Below are 19,951 nucleotides of genomic sequence, written 5' to 3'. Positions count from 1 at the left end.
ATTCTTTTTTCGCTATGTGGCAAAGCTACATCAAACATTTTAAAAATTATCTCCGCCTCGAACGCTCCCTTTCCGGAAACTCGGTAGAAGCGTACGTGCGGGATGTTGAAAAGCTGGAAGAGTTTCTGGAACTGAGTAAAATCGACCTTGCACCTGCCCGCGTACAGGAAGAACACCTTTCGGCATTCCTTAAATACATTGCCGAGCTTGGGCTCGCCGCGCATTCGCAGGCACGCATGCTCTCGGGAATCAAAGCATTTTTCAAATATCTTTTGCTGGAAAACGAGATCACGGAAGACCCGACCGAACTGCTCGAATCCCCCCGCCTGCCACGCAAACTACCCGATGTGCTTTCCTATGAAGAGATTGAGACCATGCTCAATGCGATCGACCATTCTACGCCCGAAGGCACACGAAACCGCGCAATTATGGAGGTATTGTATAGTTCGGGATTACGCGTTTCGGAGCTCACGGACCTCCAACTGACCAACTGCCATTTCGATATCGGCTTCCTGCGCGTTATCGGAAAAGGCGACAAAATGCGGCTGGTGCCCATTGGCCGGGAGGCCATTAAATACACGCAAATCTACCTCGACCACGTAAGGGGCGATATTGCGCCTCAAAAAGGCAGCGAAGACATTGTCTTTCTGAACCGCCGCGGCGGCCAGCTTTCACGGGTGATGATCTTCCTGATGATCAAAGATACAGCGGAAAAGGCCGGGATCGATAAAAACGTGAGCCCGCATACGTTCCGGCATTCGTTCGCGACGCACCTCATCGAAGGAGGAGCGAGCTTGCGTGCCGTGCAGGAAATGCTGGGGCACGAGTCGATTACCACTACCGAGATTTACACCCACCTCGACCGGGATTACCTCCGACAGATCATTACCGAGTTTCACCCCAGAAGCTGAGCGGCTAGTCTTCGACTTCTTTCAGCAGCGAATCCAGTTTCAGAGAATCGGAGTCGGGTGTGGCACCCGGTAATGCCCGTTTCAGCTGCTTGGGTTTATTCCATGGCGCTGTGGTACGGCTCGACATATCGTATGAAATGTAGGCAAACAGCGCTACGAATGCGATAAAGACGAAAATGAATATTTTCCTGTTACGATTTGACTGTTCCATTTACTCTTCCTCTTCTCTTACCTGCTTGGGCGTCTTGTAAAGCATCAGATCACCGGTTTTGGCAGATATTTCTTCCCATTTCTGATTTTTAAACTCAATAAACGCGGCACTTCCCTTCTTCATGGAACCGATACTCGCCCCGGACAGGTATTCCGCGAAATAGGTAATGTCGGGATTGTGACCGAATAACATCAGCGTCGAATACTGTTCTGAAGTACTGTTCACCGCTTGCAAGTATGCCCTGGGGCCTCCGTCGTAGATCCCTTCCTGTTTCTGGATCTCGTCAACAGACACTTTGAACTGCCCTGCGATGATCTCGGCCGTCTTGAATGCGCGTGATGCCGGGCTCGATACAAAAACATCGGGCTTCACCTCTTCCTGAACCAGCCATTTCCCCATCGCAAGCGACTCCGACAAACCCTTACTGTTCAGATTTCTGTCAAAGTCCTTGATTCTGAAACTCTGGTCTTCTGCGGTCGCGTGCCGGACTAAAATGAGGGTCTTTTTCATGTGCTGGTTTTTTCTCCAAAAGTAAATAATCTGCTTTTGTAAAACTGCCGGTTCAGGCCGAAAAATTGGAACGGTTATTTTCAACCACTTAATATGGATAAACTACCTTTTGACATTATTTCATCCACAAACCGCGACAATTAATATGTAATTTTGTTCCTTGATCAACTTATAGAGAAGAAATCCATTTGCAATAGATTATGTTACAGTTCCTTAAATATGTCCTGGCTACTTTCGTGGGCATTATCCTCTTCGTGTTCCTCTCCTTTGTGATCCTGGGCAGCATCGGTGCGATGTTCTCTTCGGACGAAAAAGTGACGATTTCAGAAAAATCCGTACTCAAACTCGATCTGAACCAGCCCATCAGGGAAGTAGGTGTCGACAACCCGTTGTCGGAATTTGGGCTCCCCTTCACCGGAGAAGAAACCGTGGTAGGATTAAAGGACATCCTCGAAGCATTGAAAAGCGCTCAGAACGATGACAAAATCAAAGGGATTTACCTGAAAACAGAAGGTCCCGAAGCCGGTTGGGCGACATTGGAGGAAATCCGGAACCAGCTTTTGGAATTCAAAAAATCGAAGAAATTCATCGTAACCTACGGCGAAAGCTATTCGGAAAAAGGTTACTACATCGCTTCCGTAGCCGACAAGATCTACCTCAACCCGGCGGGCGGCATTGAATGGAACGGACTCTCGGCGGAATACAGTTTCTTCAAAGGCACATTTGATAAGCTTGAAATCAAGCCATTGGTATTCAGGGTAGGCGAATTCAAAAGTGCCATTGAAATGTTCTCGCGGCAGGATATGAGCGAGGCGAGCAAAAAACAGTCTATTGAACTGATTGGCGCCATTAATAACAACTTCCTGAAAAACATTTCGGCCTCCCGAGGCGTCCCGGCGGATCAGCTCAAAAACCTCGCCGATTCCCTGGCCGTCGAAAACCCGAAATCTGCATTGAAATACAAATTTGTTACCCACCTTGGCTACCAGGATGAGCTGGAAACGGCGTTGAAGAAGGAATTGAAAGTCGATGCGGATAAACCTATTTCGTACCTCGGCGTGAGCAAATACCTCGACGGCGCCAGTACACCGGAGAAAGGTGATTTCAACAAACGTATCGGCGTATTGGTAGCCGAGGGTGAAATTACCAGCGGCGACGGTGGTGATGAGAATATCGGCTCCGACAAGTTCGTCAAAGAACTGAAAGAAATCCGCGAAAACGACAAAATCAAAGCGGTTGTGATCCGCATTAACTCGCCCGGCGGCAGTGCATTGGCTTCGGACGTCATGTGGCGCGAGATTCAGATTACGGCTAAAAAGAAACCGGTCATTGCATCGATGTCCGACGTAGCCGCTTCCGGCGGTTACTATATGGCCATGGGTTGCGATACCATTGTTGCCCAGCCTAATACAATTACCGGGTCCATCGGTATTTTCGGGTTGATCTTCAATGTAACCGACTTTATGAACAACAAGCTTGGTATTACCTTCGATGGCGTCGGTACCAGCCCGCATGCCGACTGGCCAACCGCTACCCGCGAAATGACCGAGTTCGAAAAGTCGATGATTCAGAAAAGCGTGAATGAAGGCTACGAAACATTTACGCGTAAAGCAGCCGAAGGCCGTAAAATGCCGGTCGAAAAGCTGAAAAGCCTCGCACAGGGCCGGGTATGGTCGGGCGTAGAGGCTAAACAGAACGGTCTTGTAGACGTGTTGGGCGGCGTAGACGATGCGATCAAAATTGCCGCGAAAGCGGCCAAACTGAACGAAGGTGATTACCGTGTACGTTACTATCCCGAGAAAAAACGCCCATTGGACGAAATGATCGACAAGTTCCTGGGTAGCAATGAGGAAAAAGCTACAAACAAGGCATTAGGAGACCTTGCTCCGTATGTCAAAATGTACCAGAAACTGATGAATATGGGTGGTATGCAAACCCGCATGCCCTTCGAACTGGTGATCCGCTAAGTTACCAGTAGATATTATCAGTTTGAAAGGCCCGCATTTGTGGGCCGCGGGCGGCCAGCTTTTTTAGTCAGTCACATCGACACCGGTTTTCTTATCGAGCTCCTTCCTTACAATCAACACTGCGTGTTTGTTTGGCGCTATTGCCACGCCATCCAGACGCGCATACACTTTGGTAAACTCTGCTCCGAAATAGAGGATGATAGATGAATAATAAATCCAGGTCAGCAGAATCACAATCGACGCCGACGCGCCGTAAGCCGCCCCGAGGTCGGATTGCCCGAGGTAAAAACTAATAACAAATTTGCCGACCAGGAATAAAACGGCCGTAAATGCGGCCCCGACAAGGCATTCTTTCCAACGCAGGTCTCCATCCGGCAACACTTTGAATATCACGGTAAACAGCGCTGTAATAATCGAAAGCACCAATGCGAGGTTAACGATATAAAAAACGACTACCGACGCTTCCGAAAACAACGCTTCCAACCGCGAACTCAACAGGTCTACCAGCGCGCTGGCTCCCAAAGATACCACCAGCAAAAAACCCAGCGTGAGGATTAACGAAAAAGAAATCAGCCTGTTCTTCAGGTATTGCAGCCAGCCCTTTTTCGGCTTAGCCTTAATAGCCCATATAAAGTTGATCGAATCCTGCATCTCGGCAAACACCCCGGTAGCACCCACCAGCAATGTGCCGATACCTATCGCAGCTGCCAATCCCGACTTGTTCGACAGTTCAGCATTTTTCAGGATTTCCTGCAACTGCGAAGCAGCCGAAGCGCCTACCAACCCGCTGATTTGCCCAAACAACTCGCCCTGTATCGCATCTCTTCCGAAAAAGATACTGAACACCGAAATAATCACGAGCAACATCGGTGCCAGGGAAAATATGGTGTAATACGAAAGTGCAGCACTCAGCTTCATACCATTGTCGTTGAGGAATTCATTGAAGCTGTCTTGGAGCAACGACCAGAAGAGTTTGATACGTTTCATCATATAATGCGTTGGTATGGTTCTTCGAATGCAGATAGCTTGCTGGTAAAAACTATTATGCCACGGGGCCTGTAACCTTTTTATGAAGTTCCGCTAAAAGCAGAAAAGAGCAACCAAGGTGCTCTTTCCACATTCAATCAATATTACTTTACAATCAAGTCTACAAAAGCAATCCGGCAAGGGTAGCGGACATATAAGACGCCAGCGTGCCGGAAATCAACGCCTTAAAACCCAGTCGCGCTAAGTCTGCCCGCCGCGAAGGTGCCAGCTCACCGATCCCTCCCACCTGGATGGCAATGGAGCTGAAATTGGCGAAGCCGCACAGTGCGAAACTGGTAATCACAATAGTCTTATGGTCGAGCGTGTCTCTCAATTTCACCATATCAAGGTAAGCTACAAATTCGTTGATCACCATTTTGGTGCCCATCAACGAGCCGGCTGCCTCTATATCCTTGGCCGGGACGCCCATTGCCCATGCAAAAACAGAGAATATTTTACCCAGGATAAAGTTGAAACTCAATTGTGGAAATGCAAAAATGCCGCCAATATAGCCCAGTAAATAATCTAGCAATGCAACAAGCGCAATAAAGCCGATCAACATGGCAATCACATTGAAACCTACTTTGAGACCTTCTCCCGCTCCCGCGGCAATCGCGTCCAGGAGATTGGCATGCGTTTTCTGGATTTCCAGTTTTACCATTCCCTTTGTGTCCGACTTATCGGTTTCAGGAAATACAATTTTTGAAATAACCAATGCACCCGGGGCAGCCATCAAGCTGGCGGCAATCAGATAAGGTGCCGGTACTCCTAACGAAATGTATACAGCCATTACGCCACCGGCAATACAGGCGAAACTTCCGGTCATGGAGGCCATGAGCTCGGAGTTGGTCATGTTTTTCAGGTAGGGTTTGATCATAATCTGTGCTTCAACCTGCCCTACAAACGTACTCGCGACATTTGAGAGCGCTTCGGCACCGCTCACGCCCATGAGCCAGTACACCGCCCGCGCGATGACCGACACGACGCGCTGCATAATGCCCAAATGGTAGAGCATATTCACCAGCACAGCCACAAAAATAATCGTCGGAATAACCTTGAAGAAAAAAACGAAGTCGTTGCCGGGGCCAAATGCACGTTGCATCAGATCTGGCCGCACCAATGTACCGAAAACGAAATCGGCACCTTTATCGGAGAAGGAGAGCAACTTCTGGACCTTTTCACCCAGCCACTGAAAGATTCGCTGGCCAATGTCGGTACGGAGGATAAAGACTGCGAGCCCGAATTGCAGGCCCAGGCCGACGGCGACTGTGCGGTAATTAATGGCCTTTCTGTTGTTCGACATCGCAAATGCGATGCCCAGGATCAATACGATACCCAACAATCCTGTAAATCTCTCCATGCGTAGTTTGTTGTCACTTTTTAACCAAAGGTGCAAAATAACAACAAATTAGTCGCATGGTCGCAACTAACTCAAAATATCAGGAAGAGAGGCAATTATTTAGAAGTTTTGTCTGATTTTATATCAGTTGGAAGAGAGTCGGCCTGGCGGTGTGCGATTTTCCAGACATTATTTTCTTTCCGGAACAGGATTGTGACATGAAGATCGGCCTTGCGCCCATCGGCGAACCGGTAATGTTCTTTTTGAATGAGGTAACCTTGTGCACTGCCTTCCTGGCTCGCGACCTTTTCGTAAGTGTACGTCACGTCTTTTGCAGGAATCGATCCGGTATTGTTCAAACTTGCTTCCACCGCCTTCCATCCTTTTGAATCCAGATTTTCGGAACCTCCGAATAAAGTAACGTCATCCTGGTGCGACCATAACGACTTAATGAATGCCGGATTGCCTTTCGCCATTTCAAGATTGGCCTTGTGAAGGTCGGCGATTGCAGCGTCCAGAGAGGGCGCTACAACAGCCTTGGGTGATTGTTTACTCTCGTAACCCGCCGTAATAATTGGCAAAGTGTTTTCTCTTGTCATGCTCCTGTATTTAAAGGACGATGCCAGCAGGATTAGAAGAATGAAAACTGAGATATTTCTTTTCATGGCTAACAAACTATTAAGTTCTCACTTAAGTCATGCAAATATCAGACGGTTAACTACAAAAAAATAGCGTATAAATACCTGATTACTACACGGCATACCACCTAATTACGCCCTTTTGTAGAAATTAGTATGTTTTGGGCACAAAAAAAGAGAATAGTAACCTACTATTCTCTTTTTGCATTTTTTAAATAATACTATCTTAATATGCAAGCACCGGCGAAAGCCATTTCTCGATTTCCTCTACCGGCATGTTTTTGCGCCGCGCATAATCCTCGACCTGATCTTTATGAATCTTGCCGACCGGGAAATACCGGCTCTCAGGATGCGAGAAGTACCAGCCGCTGACGCTGCTTGCAGGGTACATCGCAAAACTTTCCGTAAGCGTAATGCCCAGCTTTTCAGCACCCAGCAAGTCGAATAAATGGCGTTTTTCGGTATGGTCCGGGCAAGCAGGATAACCTGGCGCCGGGCGGATGCCGATATATTCTTCTTTGATCAATTCTTCATTGGTGAAGTTTTCCGCTTTGGCATAACCCCACAACTCTTTGCGCACTTTCTCATGCATTAGCTCGGCCAATGCTTCCACCAGACGGTCGGCCAATGCCTTGATCATGATGCTGTTGTAATCATCGTGATCCTTTTCATACTTTTCCAGCAATGCTTCGATACCTACACCGGCTGTCACCGCAAAACCGCCGATATAGTCGGTATGGCCCGATTCGAGCGGCGCTACGAAGTCCGACAAGCAGTAGTTCGGCAAGTTAGCCGCTTTCTGGCTTTGCTGACGCAAATGGTGCAATACCGCAGCGGTATCCGCTACCAGCTCACCGGCATTCAGGTTTTCGACGCCCTGCTGGCTGATTTTGTATTCAATATGCTGGTGCGAGCCATGACGTTCGCAAGGCACTTCCTTCGTTTCCTCCTCGAAATGATGCAGCACAATATCGTCCTCGATTGAGTTGGCAGGCCAGAAACCTACCACCGCACGTGCTTTCAGAGATTTATCCCGAATGATTTCGCCCAACAGCACTGCAGCGTCTTCGTAAAGCTTCATGGCTTCCTTACCTACGACTGCATCATCGAAGATCTTCGGGTATTTCCCATGCAACTGCCAGGTCTGGAAGAACGGCGTCCAGTCGATGTATTTGGCAATATCGGCCAGATCGTAATCATCGTACACGCGTGTGCCCAGGAACTGCGGTTTCACGGCCTGGAAGTTGCTCCAATCGATTTTGGCTTTGTTATCTCTCGCCTTACCTATTGCTACGTGGGCTTTTTCACCGCCGCGTTTCGAGTGGTCATCGCGCAGTTTTGCATATTCAGCCTTAATATCCGCCAACACTTCGGCCTGGCTTTGCTCACTCTGGATCAGTTTTCCGGCCACAGGTACCGAGCGCGACGCATCGAGGACGTGGATTACCGGTCCTGAGTAGTTTGGATCGATCTTCACAGCTGTGTGAATGCGCGAGGTAGTGGCACCGCCGATCAGAAGCGGCATTTTCATACTGCGGCGCTCCATTTCTTTCGCTACGCCCACCATTTCGTCCAGCGACGGCGTGATAAGGCCAGAGAGGCCGATGATGTCTACATTATGCTCCTGTGCAGCGGCCAGGATCTTGTCTGTCGGCACCATTACACCGAGGTCGATGATCTCGTAATTGTTACAGCCGAGCACCACGCCTACAATGTTCTTACCAATATCGTGCACATCTCCTTTTACGGTAGCAAGCAGGATTTTACCCGCCGAAGAACCGCCTTCCTGCTTTTCAGCCTCAATAAATGGCTGCAAATAGGCCACGGCTTTCTTCATCACTCGCGCCGATTTCACGACCTGCGGCAGGAACATTTTACCTTCACCAAACAAGTCGCCAACGATGCTCATACCATCCATCAACGGTCCCTCGATCACTTCGAGCGGACGATCGAACAGCAGGCGGCATTCTTCAATATCTTCGTCAACATAATCGGCAATACCTTTTACCAATGCGTGCGAAATGCGTTCCTTCACGGGAAGTTGTCTCCATGAAAGGTCGGGACCGGTTTGTGTTTTGCCCTTATCCTTTACGGTTTCCGCATAACTTACCAAACGTTCAGTGGCGTCGGGACGACGATTAAGCAACACATCCTCAACCAGTTCCAGAACATCTTTCGGAATTTCATCATAAATACCGATCTGACCGGCATTCACAATACCCATATCCATTCCTGCCTTGATCGCGTGGTAAAGGAATGCGGTGTGAATCGCCTCGCGCACCGGCTCATTTCCACGGAAACTGAAAGACACGTTGGAGACACCACCCGAAACTTTCGCATGCGGAAGGTTTTCCTTTATCCATTTCACACTGTTGATAAAATCGACAGCGTAGTTATTATGTTCTTCCATTCCCGTCGCGACGGTCAGGATGTTCGGGTCAAAAATGATGTCCTCTGCCGGGAAACCGACTTCATCCACCAGAATGCGGTAAGCGCGTTCACAGATTTCAATGCGGCGCTCATAGTTATCAGCCTGTCCTTTTTCGTCAAAAGCCATCACCACAGCAGCCGCACCATAGCGAAGTACCGTCCGCGCCGATTCCTTGAACTTCTCCTCACCCTCTTTCAGAGAAATCGAGTTCACGATGGATTTTCCCTGCACACATTTCAAACCGGATTCAATCACCTCCCATTTCGAAGAGTCGATCATCAGAGGCACCTTGGAAATATCGGGCTCGGATGCGATCAGGTTCACAAATGTCTTCATCGCCTCCACACCATCGATCATCCCTTCATCGAGGTTAATGTCGATCACTTGCGCGCCGCTTTCCACCTGCTCGCGCGCGATGGTCAGCGCCTCGTCGTATTTGCCTTCGCGGATCAGGCGGGCGAATTTCTTCGAACCGGTCACGTTACAGCGCTCGCCGATATTCACGAAATTGGTCAGCGCATTGATTTTCACTGGTTCCAGGCCCGAAAGTTTCATCACTGTTTCAGAAGCCGGCAATGGCCGCGGGCTGTGTTTCCCGGCAATATCCGCGATTACGCGAATGTGGTCAGGCGTCGTTCCGCAGCAGCCGCCGATGATATTGACCAGGTTATCCCTCAAAAACCCGTCAATAATCTCGCCCATTTGCTCCGGCGTCTGGTCGTACTCACCCATTTCGTTCGGCAAGCCCGCATTCGGGTGTGCAGAGGTGTAAAATGGCGACTCTTTGGCCATGATCTGCACGTAAGGACGCATCAAATCCGCTCCTAATGCACAGTTCAAACCCACTGATAGTAATGGCAAATGCGATACTGACGTCAGGAATGCCTCGGTAGTTTGTCCCGAAAGGGTACGTCCCGAAGCATCGGTGATCGTTCCCGAAATCATAATCGGCAGCGCCTGCCCCGGCTCTATCCGCCACGATTCCAAATGCTCGACTTTCCCAACTTTCGCGTCCACAAAGAACTGGTCGATCGCGAAAAGCGCAGCCTTTGCATTGAGAGTATCAAAAATCGTTTCCACGAGCAGCACATCGCAGCCGCCGTCGGTGAGGCCTTTTACCTGCTCGTAATAGGCTTCCACCAGTTGGTCGAAGCTGATCGCGCGGAAACCGGGGTTGTTCACGTCCGGCGAAAGCGATGCGGTACGGTTGGTCGGGCCTATTGAACCTGCCACAAAACGGGGCTTGTGCGGTTCCCGCGCTGTAAATTCATCTGCTACTTCACGTGCCAGCCGAGCCGACTCGTAGTTGAGCTCGTACACGATTTCCTCCATGCCGTAGTCGGCCATGGCGATGGTCGTGCCTGAAAATGTATTGGTTTCGGCAATGTCTGCCCCGGCCGCGAAATAGGCGGCGTGAATTTCTTTGATAATGTCCGGACGTGTCAGTGAAAGCAGATCATTGTTGCCCTTCACATCGTGCGGCCAGTCTGCAAACCGTTCTCCCCGGTAGTCGTGATCCTGCAATTTGTACCGCTGGATCATCGTACCCATAGCGCCATCCAGTACCAGAATGCGGTTTTTAAGAATTTCGCGGATATCTGCTTTTTGAGTTGCTACCATAAGTGTTTTAAATGTATGATTATCATTTCGCCGGAAAAGCATAGAGCTTCTGAACTGACAAATTTAAGCCAATAGATGTTTTGTTCAATAAAATCAAAAAATTCAGATTAAAAGTCTGGTAACTTGATTTAACTTAAATTATTTATCTATATTCGAAGCCTTCTAGGAGTGAATAAAGATATTCTATCTATGCATAATCTGGACGATATTGACGCCAAAATCCTGCATTTGCTGCAACAGGACGCTACTTTGAAAACACGCGAGCTCTCGGAAAAGTTGAACCTCTCCTACACCCCCGTGTACGAACGTGTGCGAAGGCTCGAAAAGGAAGGGATCATTAAAAAATACGTCGCGCTGGTCGACAGGGAGAAGGTAGGCAAGAAACTGATGGCCTTCTGCAACATTGCATTGAAGGAGCATTCAAAAGTAATGGGTGAAAAATTTGTGAAAGCCGTTTCGGCGATGGGCGAGGTAATGGAGTGCTTCAATATCTCGGGCGACTATGATTTTTTGCTGAAAGTGGTCGTGGATGATATGTCGCAGTATCAGCAGTTCTTAATGCAAAAACTGGGTTCGCTGGAAAACATCGGCAGCACCCACAGCTTGTTTGTCATGGGGGAAATTAAAAACTCGTCGGCGCTGGAAATGCTGCCGTCCAAAAAATAAATACGGCACCGGAAAATCCAGCACCGTATTCCAACTCACCCCTAACAAAATATTTTGACGATCGGTAATGATCGGTTAATGTCTCTTATGTCCGCGCCCGAAAGCCGGTTTTTCCAGTTCCTTATTGAATGATCCGTCCACATTGAACAGCAGGATTTTCACTTTACTGTCGACGAGAATACCCACATAGTATTCGCCGGCATCGTTGGTTGCCGCCAGCTTGATCTCGGCTCCTGTGTAATTGGAAGTAATGTAGGACGTAACGGTAGCCGGCAATGCACTTACTTCGATTTTCGTGAGTTTCGCTTTCTTCACGTGCTGTTTCAGCTCCGCTTTAAATGTTCCGTCCGCATCGAAAAGCAGGCCTTTTACCGAGCCATCGGCAAGGGTAATAGCCACTACGATTTTTCCTGATAGATCTTTTGCAGCGTATTTGATCTCCGAACCGGCATAGGCACTGTCAATGTAGGCCGTCACCGCCGCGGGCAAATCGGCCGTCGCCACTTCCGTAAGTTTTCCTTTACATCTGCCCAACGTCACCGAGTCCGATTCCACAGCAAGCCTTGCGGCCGATTCAACCACACTTTCGAAATCGCTCGCCTCGGTTTCAGGGCCCAACGGCTCGCTATTTTTCTGACAGCCTGTGAACCAGGTGCCTGCCAGTATCACCAGTAAAAGAGAAACTTTTTTCATGATATACCCACGGGTTTTTGTGAAAGTATCAAACTGTTTTCTGCCTTTACGCCCCCTCCAATGCCCGTGTTGCATGGCTGACGCAATTTTTTGTGATTTTTTTCAAAGGCATTTCTATTTCCGAAGCAGCAAAACTTTTCGTATTTTTTTGCAACAGAATAGACGCCAGGGACGTATTCGAATGTGAGAAATTCTATCCCTGACAATTTGATACCCTGACTTTGCTTTTTAGAAGAAAAATATCTTTTAACGAAAACGACTTTGAGTCGGTGGTAGCGGCATGTATTGCCGGGGATAACCAGGCACAGAGGTATTTGTATAAACAGTTCTTCGGCTATTCAAAAAGCATTTGCCTGCGGTATACATCGTCTGCGGAAGAGGCGGAAGAGGTTTTAAATGAAGGTTTTTTAAAAGTATTTAACAATCTGGGAAAGTACGACGCCAACCACCCTTTCAAGGCATGGTTGCGTACAATCATGGTGAACACGGCGATCAGCTACTACCGTAAGCACAAGAAGCACACGGAGGATGTGATCGCCCTGGAAGACGCCCCTTATCCCAAATTCGACGAAGATGTAATAGGCCAGATCACTGCTGAGGAAATACTGGAACTGATCCAACAGATCAAACCGGTTTATAAGAATGTATTTTTGTTATACGTGGTGGATGGTTACAATCATCGTGAGATAGCAGACCTGCTGCAAATCAACGAGGCAACGGTAAGATCGCATTATGTGCGTGCCCGGGCTCGTTTGCAGCATTTGATCAAACAATATTACCCACATCTCTTCCCAAGTGATTGGGCTGTCAAGTCATTCAGAGGCAATGAAAACTAATAGATTTGAAAATACTATACGCCGAAAATTAGAAAGTATTGAGCCGGACTTTCAAGAGCAGGACTGGGTCCGTATGCAAAATTATATGCAGACGCACACGCCCCCGTCCTTCCTGCAACAATACGGTTCATGGATCGGGTACGCCGCCGCCGCATCAGTGACGTCGGTGATGGCATATATGTACGTCAACCAGCTCTCGCAGAATGATCATCTGGTACGGGACGTAAAAAATCTCCAGAGCCAGATCGAGCTGATCCGTAACCAGCCTGCGCAGGCAGCGAAGGCCGATACGGTTTACGTGCTGCAAACCGCACCGGATGGACAGAGCCTTCAAGCTACATTGCAGCCGCGCGATTACAGTCAAATTTCGGCACAAAACAGCGTGCAACAGGATGGGCAACAAAGGCTGGCTGATGCCAGGTCGCTGCACCCGAATGCCTTGCAAGATCCGGAAACTGTTGAAATCGATCATAATTCGGTAACTTCCACTGGTTCGGAGCCTAACATTACACATCAGCCTCGCGAAAAAGCTGCGGAACCGCTGGTAGCGACCGTGCCCTCCAACGAAACGGCTGTCGCAGAATCGAATATGCCGAGTAATGCAAATACGGTAAATCCACAGGGTAATCAACTACCGAAAGCACCTTCAAACTCAGCCGGCGGCAGGACTTTCGGTGATGAATTCAGCATTGCGGCTATCAATACTCCGGTGGAAATGCATACCGGCATGTCGTCCCAACGGAAAATGCATTATGAACTAACCAGCAGGCTCTCCGCACGTCAGGTGCAAAAAGCATTGATTTCCAACAATATGCTGGCGACTAAAGCGCCAGCGAATACGAAAAAGGCCGAGCAGGTTGCGCAGGCCGAAAGTATCATCCCAAAACTGCCTTTGAAAACGCCTTACCGCTTTGGTGCCGGATACCAGATCGAAGGCAATGGCCAGGGTAAAACGGTGCTGGGAGAGGTGATTATCAAAAAGAAATTCTCGATTTCTGCGGGTATTACCTGGCTGAAAGTAAAACCAGCGGAATTCTTCACGGAAACAGTTTTCAGAGCTAAGGCCCGTTCGGATTTCAAGGAAACACACCCGGGACAGGTCCCGCTCATTTTTGAATTGTATAATATCAAAATTGACCAGAATGTGGTTCAAATTCCGCTTACGCTGGCGTTCCGCAATACGATAAAAGACGATTGGGCCTACTATGCGAGCCTGGGTACGAACTTCAAGGTGTCTTCCAAAGAAACTATTTCGTATGACTGCCGCGGACCTAAAAACGAGTTTTTTAGCCAGAGCTTCACCAAAAAAGGCGACGTGTCCCCTATCACTTCGATGAACTTCGCGGTAGGAATCGAGAAATCATGGCACCCGATTGTGGTGCAGGCCGAAGGCTACTGGGTCAATTATTTCAGACCGCTTTCACCGCTCAGGCAAAGTGCCGGACCAGGAGTAAAAGTAAAGCTACTATATCAGATAGGCCGTCAAATGTAGCTTTTGCACATGAAGTTTCGCGGGCAGGGTATTGAAACTTGTCCGCGAAATTCTATTTTTGGCCTTTATTAACTCCCCTACTAGACGAGCTTTTGAAATTCGCAGCCATAGATATCGGTTCCAATGGTGCCCGTATGCAGATCTCATCCGTCTTGCATGACGAAGGCATTTCCCGTTTCAAGAAAGTCGAATATGTCCGGTTCCCGCTTCGCCTCGGACATGACGTTTTTACACAAGGGCGCATTACCCCGCAAAGTGAGGACCGCATGATGAAGCTCATGTTGGCTTACCAGTTGCTGATGGAACTCCATGAGGTCGATGACTTTATGGCCTGCTCCACGTCGGCCATGCGCGAAGCAGCCAACGGGCAGGAAGTCCGTGACCACATCGAGAACCGCACCGGCATCCATATCCAGATCATCGACGGACAGAAAGAAGCCGAACTGGTCAACAACGTGGTGGTGCAATCGCTCGGCGACGGCCAATATATCCACATTGATGTGGGCGGTGGCAGTACCGAGCTGAACTTATATCAGGACAGGCAGAAGATTAAGGCCAAATCCTTCAAACTGGGTTCTGTGCGCCTTCTGGAAGGAAAAGAATCCAAAAATGCCTGGTTGAAAATCAAGGAATGGATCAACCAGAACGTCGATTACAGCCAGCCTATTCAAGCGGTGGGGACGGGTGGTAATATCAATAAACTCTTCGATCTTTCTTCCAAACTCACCGAAAGCTCCACCAGCCTCGAAGAAATTCAGCGGATGCGCGATTATATTGATCAGTTCTCCCTCGCGGACCGTATTAACAAACTGCAACTCAACCCCGACCGCGCGGACGTAATCGTACCGGCGGGCGACATCTATACTTCCGCTATGCGCTGGGCAGGCGCAGACGTCATTCACGTACCCGACCTGGGCCTGAAAGACGGTATGCTCCAACTGCTCTACGAACGCGCATGCCGCAAAAAAAAGGCCTGATACCAGGCCTTTTTACATTTTAATATTTCACGCTCCGGCATTACCAGACCTGCTCCAGATCCTTCGCCGAGTATTTGTGGTTTCTTTCCGTAAATACGGTATCGGTGTCCTCTTTCTTCAAATGAAGCGGGTTTTTCTTGGTCAACTTGGCAATGATCGCCACGGGGAATAATACGACGAAGAATACCAGCGACAAAAGGATTTTACCATTAATAGCTCCAAGAACTTCCGCGATCTTATACCAGCCTCTCACCACCAGGTCACCAAAAACCGGGATAGCCAGACTGCAAACACCGATTACGGCGGCTGCGATCAGGAAATAGGGATATTGCGATTTAAAAATAAAGTATAGCACCACAAGCCCGGTGACGATCACCAGCTGCGCTTTGACTTTTTCTGATTCACTCATTTTAATAAAGTAGTATGTTATTGGCAGCAATGCGTTGTGCATTGCTGCCAGGCGAAGTTTCAGACAAGAACGGTATTGATCTGCGTTGTGCTGAAAGAAATCAGAACAAAGTGTAGATGAAAGGCGCAACAGCCGAACCGCCACCAATCACGATAAGCACACCAATCAGAAGCAGAACGATGATTACAGGAGCAAGCCACCACTTCTTACGCTCCTTCATAAATGCGAATAAATCTGTTAAAAAATCCATCTTATATAGTGTTTAAAAATTCAAATTTAGAACTTAATTACTTTTTTGCCACTTCTAACCCGTTAATTCTGAGTTATCGTTTGCCGATTGCCTGGTAAAGCCTCTCGGCTATCAGCTGGTTGAGCGCCGCACTGCCGTGGCCGTCGTTCTTCCCTACAACGCGCTCTTTTTCCGGAATTTTTACCACACCGTCGTTAATCCCCACTACGGTCACATTGTTCGCTTTCAGATAATCTTCCACCGGCTTGGTGTAGCCTGCACTTTTATCGACCTGAAACAGGAAAGGAATAAAAACGGCGTACATCTGGGCTTTGGTACTATCGCGATAAGCAAGCATTCCCGAAAGGTCCCTCAAATGCGCATTTAGCACCGTGGTATCCGTGTATGCGGTTTGTACAAACTTCTCAAAAGTGCTGAAACCGGTATGCGGCAATTGCCAGTAAATGAAATTCGGCAGATAAAAGCGCTTTACAATCGTCGCCATCGGGCCTTTGAGATCGGCATAAGGTTCGGCACCGGTGAGGGTGAGACCTTTTTCGCGACCTACCTTCTCGATATCATTAGGGAAATATTCCAGAATGATAATATCGGGTTTTACAGGAAAATCCTGCAATCGTTTCACCTCGTCACGCGTGTCTGCGCCCGACATTCCGAGGTTGTAAATTGTGTATTTGTCTGTTCCAAGTTTGGCTTCGAGCATATTCGAAAAACGCTCGTTGACATCTTTCAAACCATGTCCTGCGGCAAATGAGTCTCCGATCACGAGGACTTTCTTCTTTCCGGGTTCGTTCTGAACTTCCTTGTCGTGGTAACCCAGCGCATTCACCGGATGCCAGTATTTTTCCCACCATATCTGCGACGCTTTCGAAAGCACGCCTTCATGGCTTTGCGGAATGTACATAAACACGATTTCAAGGAAAATCAACACGACGACCAGTGGGGTGATGATCGTTACGATATTGGCTACCAGCCCTTTGGCTTTGCTTTTCACCACACCATAATAGAAAATGCGCAGGATCTCGATGATCAGCAGAAACCAGAATGCAAATTTGGCCAGACGTACATGCCAGCTGTCGCTCTGAGGGTATCCCGGATAATCGAACTTGATGTGAAATTTGTCCGGGTAGAACAGGAACATAAACAGCAATCCCAGGAACAGGATGCGGATGATGCTGGTAACAATTTTAGATGCCATCAGTTTGGGTGCTCAATGAAAATGGATTAGTCAAGAACGAATTCTTCCTTCCAGTTATCTTTTTCCAGCCATTCGGGCTGCTGCTTTTTGTCAAAAATATAGTTCCCTACTACGAGGTAATCCATTTCCGTCCGCATGAAGCAGCGATATGCGTCATTCGGCGTGCAAACGATCGGCTCCCCGCGAACGTTGAAACTCGTATTCACGATCACGGCATAGCCCGTCAATGACTTAAACGAGTCGATCAGCTCGTAGTAACGCGGGTTAGTTTCCTTGTGTACTGTTTGAATACGTGCCGAGTAGTCGATGTGGGTGATCGAAGGCAGATCGGAACGCTCGAAGTAGAGTTTTTCGCGGAGATCCAGCGAGCCATAATTTGCCGGTACCGGTTTCCTGCGGCTTTCCGCAACCGGATGCACGAGTAGCATATAAGGCGAAATACCGTCGTAATCGAAATAGTCCTGGCAATCCTCTGCCAGTACCGAGGGCGCAAAAGGCCGGAACGATTCACGGTACTTGATCTTCAAGTTCAGTTTTTTCTGCATTTCGGCATTCCGGGGATCGCCCAAAATGCTTCGGCCCCCCAATGCACGCGGCCCGAACTCCATCCGGCCCTGCACCCAGCCTACCACATTCCCTTCCGACAATAGCCTTGCCGCTTCCTGTGTCAGGTCTTTAAAATTCTCGTAATGGGTATAAACCGCCTTGTATTTCTTAGCCGTAAGTGCCACATCGAGATCAGAGAACGTTGGTCCGAGGTAAGACCCGCGCATAGCGTCGGCCTTCCAGGTAATCTTTCTGTCCTGACCAAAATAGATATGATATGCAGCTTGTGCCGCACCCAGCGCACCTCCCGCGTCGCCGGCAGCCGGCTGAATGAAGATGTCTTTAAAAACATTCGCCTTTTGCAGTTTGCCGTTTGATACACAATTCAATGCAACGCCGCCGGCCATACAAAGGTAATCGGCACCGGTCAGACGTTTGGCTTCTTTGGCCATTCTCACCACCGCTTCTTCGGTGATATTCTGGATCGCGAGGCCAAGGTTACAATGCACGGCCTCGAGCGCATCTTCCGGTCGGCGGGTTTTGAACCCGAACAATGCCTCCCATTTGTGCTCATTCACCATTTTCAGGCCGGTAGCATAATCGAAATAGTCTTGGTTGAGCCAAACCGAGCCGTCTTCTTTCAGATCGATAAGTTCTTTGAGGATAATGTCTTCGTAGCGCTTAATATCCGGCGACGACGGATCACCATAGGGCGCGAGGCCCATCAGCTTGTATTCTCCCGAGTTCACACGGAAGCCCAGGAAGTAAGTAAATGCGGAATAAAGCAACCCGAGTGAATGCGGGAAACGCAGTTCTTTGAGGATGCTGATATCTTTTCCTTCACCCAGGCAGATCGACGCTGTCGCCCATTCACCTACACCATCAATCGTCAGGATAGCCGATTTTTCGTAAGGCGAAGGGTAATATGCGCTGGCAGCGTGCGAGAGGTGGTGCTCGGGAAAGAGCATTTTCACCTTTTTCTTCTTTTTATCGTAGCCTAATTTTTCCAGCTCTTCATTGATGAGCCGTTTCAGGAACATCTTTTCCTTGATCCACACTGGCATCGCGGTCAAAAACGACCGCACGCCTTTGGGCGCAAATGCGTAGTAAGTTTCGAGGAGCCTTTCAAATTTGAGTAAGGGCTTGTCATAAAAAACGATTGCATCAAGCTCGTTAATGGACAAACCACCGTATTCAAGACAAAATGCTACTGCATTGGAGGGAAAACCGGGGTCGTGCTTCTTGCGTGTAAAACGCTCTTCCTGTGCTGCGGCAACAATTTCGCCATTATCTATAAGAGCCGCGGCCGAATCATGATAGAAAGCCGAGATACCTAAAATTTTCATTAACGCGTGATTAGAATAATGTGTACAGTCTGGTGCTAAACCGTTCAAAAGGCGTGCAAGATAAGCATTTTGGACAAGGCTGCAACTTGGCGCCGTCGGCTAATTACACGTATAATGTTATTAAACGGTTCGGAATCAAGCAAATAAACAGTCCGGATAACGAAATGATAACAGCTTACATTACCGGCGAGCATTTAAATGATTAATTATGAACCATTTCGAATGCGTGATTGGTCCGCGGCACAATTCGGTGCCGTATGATAAATTCTACAATTTCGTCCTCGAATCTCCGCCCGCCCGGATCGCCTAACGCGGTTATATTACAGAATTTTGGTAGGCTTATGATTCTCATCGAGCGCCACGAATGTGAAGATCCCGGTCACGGCCTTCTCCCGACTTACCTCGTACATCTTCTCCACAAAAATATCGACGCGAACCTTCATGCTGGTATTTCCAACAGTCTCGACGCGCCCTACCAGCTCGATAATGGTCCCTGCAGGAATGGGGTGCGTAAAATCAATACGGTCGGACGATACCGTTACGCATCGCAACCTTGAGAACCGTGTGGCAGCGATAAATGCAACCTCGTCCATCATCGACAGCGCCGTGCCGCCGAAAAGGGTATCGTAATGATTGGTGTTATTAGGGAAAACGGTTTTAAAAACACGGGTTTCCGAAGCGGAAATTCTATCTTCTAATGTCAAAATATAACGGTTTACTGGTGTCGTAACGGGAATGAAGTTCGGCGTATTTGTAGTCAGGGATGGTCAGGTGTTGTCATGAGTAGTCAAGTGTTGTCAAGAATGGTTAGGTGGTGTCATAAGTAGTCAAGGGTAGTCAAGTGCTGTCAGGGGCGATCACATCTCTCTATTTCTGACCATATCTGAC

The 19,951-nt window shown here is 48.5% G+C and carries 18 protein-coding genes; 6 read left to right on the top strand and 12 right to left on the bottom strand.

Annotated features, from left to right (window positions below; genetic code table 11):
- The first annotated feature begins 14 nt into the window (after positions 1 to 14).
- On the top strand, positions 15 to 911 hold the full coding sequence (gene xerD / locus ACQ4MZ_RS02565; RefSeq protein WP_430842644.1) for a site-specific tyrosine recombinase XerD: 897 nt from the start codon (positions 15 to 17) through the stop codon (positions 909 to 911).
- Positions 912 to 915: 4 nt separating this feature from the next.
- Here the strand turns inward: xerD and ACQ4MZ_RS02560 are convergent, their stop codons facing one another.
- Positions 916 to 1,122 carry a hypothetical protein gene (locus tag ACQ4MZ_RS02560; RefSeq protein ID WP_430842642.1) on the bottom strand — a complete coding sequence of 69 codons (207 nt, stop codon included), beginning with the start codon at positions 1,120 to 1,122 and terminating at the stop codon, positions 916 to 918.
- Positions 1,123 to 1,632: a SixA phosphatase family protein gene (locus tag ACQ4MZ_RS02555; RefSeq protein ID WP_430842640.1), complete on the bottom strand. Its 510-nt coding sequence runs from the start codon at positions 1,630 to 1,632 to the stop codon at positions 1,123 to 1,125.
- Between the two features lie 200 nt (positions 1,633 to 1,832).
- Between ACQ4MZ_RS02555 and sppA the strand changes: the two genes are divergently transcribed.
- Positions 1,833 to 3,599, top strand: a complete 1,767-nt coding sequence (gene sppA / locus ACQ4MZ_RS02550; protein WP_430842638.1) for a signal peptide peptidase SppA — start codon at positions 1,833 to 1,835, stop codon at positions 3,597 to 3,599.
- Between the two features lie 63 nt (positions 3,600 to 3,662).
- On the opposite strand, the gene ACQ4MZ_RS02545 is transcribed toward sppA, so the two are convergent.
- The 4 genes from ACQ4MZ_RS02545 to metH form a co-directional block, all read right to left on the bottom strand.
- Positions 3,663 to 4,589, bottom strand: a complete 927-nt coding sequence (locus ACQ4MZ_RS02545) for a YihY/virulence factor BrkB family protein (RefSeq protein WP_430842636.1) — start codon at positions 4,587 to 4,589, stop codon at positions 3,663 to 3,665.
- 157 nt (positions 4,590 to 4,746) lie between these two features.
- The gene (locus ACQ4MZ_RS02540; RefSeq protein WP_430842634.1) at positions 4,747 to 5,985 is read right to left on the bottom strand and encodes a NupC/NupG family nucleoside CNT transporter; all 1,239 of its coding nucleotides are present in this window, start codon (positions 5,983 to 5,985) and stop codon (positions 4,747 to 4,749) included.
- 95 nt (positions 5,986 to 6,080) lie between these two features.
- Positions 6,081 to 6,629, bottom strand: a complete 549-nt coding sequence (locus tag ACQ4MZ_RS02535; protein ID WP_430842632.1) for a nuclear transport factor 2 family protein — start codon at positions 6,627 to 6,629, stop codon at positions 6,081 to 6,083.
- 199 nt (positions 6,630 to 6,828) lie between these two features.
- Entirely contained in the window at positions 6,829 to 10,653 is a 3,825-nt protein-coding gene (metH, locus tag ACQ4MZ_RS02530; protein ID WP_430842630.1) for a methionine synthase, read from the bottom strand.
- A gap of 189 nt (positions 10,654 to 10,842) precedes the next feature.
- Here metH and ACQ4MZ_RS02525 point away from each other — a divergent pair, with 189 nt between their 5' ends.
- Positions 10,843 to 11,319, top strand: coding sequence for an Lrp/AsnC family transcriptional regulator (locus ACQ4MZ_RS02525; RefSeq protein ID WP_106597110.1), 477 nt, complete (start codon positions 10,843 to 10,845; stop codon positions 11,317 to 11,319).
- Positions 11,320 to 11,394: 75 nt separating this feature from the next.
- Here ACQ4MZ_RS02525 and ACQ4MZ_RS02520 read toward each other — a convergent pair whose 3' ends face one another.
- On the bottom strand, positions 11,395 to 12,012 hold the full coding sequence (locus ACQ4MZ_RS02520) for a PepSY-like domain-containing protein (RefSeq protein WP_430842627.1): 618 nt from the start codon (positions 12,010 to 12,012) through the stop codon (positions 11,395 to 11,397).
- A 221-nt stretch (positions 12,013 to 12,233) separates the two neighbouring features.
- Between ACQ4MZ_RS02520 and ACQ4MZ_RS02515 the strand changes: the two genes are divergently transcribed.
- The 3 genes from ACQ4MZ_RS02515 to ACQ4MZ_RS02505 all read left to right on the top strand — a co-directional run bounded on the left by ACQ4MZ_RS02515 (position 12,234) and on the right by ACQ4MZ_RS02505 (position 15,317).
- Positions 12,234 to 12,848, top strand: a complete 615-nt coding sequence (locus ACQ4MZ_RS02515) for an RNA polymerase sigma factor (RefSeq protein WP_430842625.1) — start codon at positions 12,234 to 12,236, stop codon at positions 12,846 to 12,848.
- 73 nt (positions 12,849 to 12,921) lie between these two features.
- Positions 12,922 to 14,340 (top strand): hypothetical protein, encoded by a 1,419-nt coding sequence (locus ACQ4MZ_RS02510; RefSeq protein WP_430842623.1) that lies wholly within the window; start codon positions 12,922 to 12,924, stop codon positions 14,338 to 14,340.
- Between the two features lie 92 nt (positions 14,341 to 14,432).
- Positions 14,433 to 15,317, top strand: a complete 885-nt coding sequence (locus tag ACQ4MZ_RS02505) for a Ppx/GppA phosphatase family protein (RefSeq protein ID WP_223403925.1) — start codon at positions 14,433 to 14,435, stop codon at positions 15,315 to 15,317.
- 40 nt (positions 15,318 to 15,357) lie between these two features.
- On the opposite strand, the gene ACQ4MZ_RS02500 is transcribed toward ACQ4MZ_RS02505, so the two are convergent.
- The 5 genes from ACQ4MZ_RS02500 to ACQ4MZ_RS02480 form a co-directional block, all read right to left on the bottom strand.
- Positions 15,358 to 15,726 (bottom strand): SxtJ family membrane protein, encoded by a 369-nt coding sequence (locus ACQ4MZ_RS02500; protein WP_430842621.1) that lies wholly within the window; start codon positions 15,724 to 15,726, stop codon positions 15,358 to 15,360.
- A 100-nt stretch (positions 15,727 to 15,826) separates the two neighbouring features.
- Positions 15,827 to 15,976, bottom strand: a complete 150-nt coding sequence (locus ACQ4MZ_RS02495; RefSeq protein WP_015812275.1) for a DUF5989 family protein — start codon at positions 15,974 to 15,976, stop codon at positions 15,827 to 15,829.
- Between the two features lie 73 nt (positions 15,977 to 16,049).
- Positions 16,050 to 17,171 carry an SGNH/GDSL hydrolase family protein gene (locus ACQ4MZ_RS02490; RefSeq protein WP_430842618.1) on the bottom strand — a complete coding sequence of 374 codons (1,122 nt, stop codon included), beginning with the start codon at positions 17,169 to 17,171 and terminating at the stop codon, positions 16,050 to 16,052.
- A gap of 26 nt (positions 17,172 to 17,197) precedes the next feature.
- Positions 17,198 to 19,063: a carbamoyltransferase family protein gene (locus ACQ4MZ_RS02485; RefSeq protein ID WP_430842616.1), complete on the bottom strand. Its 1,866-nt coding sequence runs from the start codon at positions 19,061 to 19,063 to the stop codon at positions 17,198 to 17,200.
- A 320-nt stretch (positions 19,064 to 19,383) separates the two neighbouring features.
- Complete coding sequence (locus tag ACQ4MZ_RS02480) at positions 19,384 to 19,767, bottom strand: acyl-CoA thioesterase (protein WP_430842614.1); 384 nt, start codon at positions 19,765 to 19,767, stop codon at positions 19,384 to 19,386.
- Positions 19,768 to 19,951 lie beyond the last annotated feature (184 nt).

The organism is Dyadobacter sp. BHUBP1, from assembly GCF_050587785.1.
Classification (GTDB): Bacteria; Bacteroidota; Bacteroidia; order Cytophagales; family Spirosomataceae; genus Dyadobacter.
This window is presented reverse-complemented; position numbering and strand designations above follow the sequence as displayed.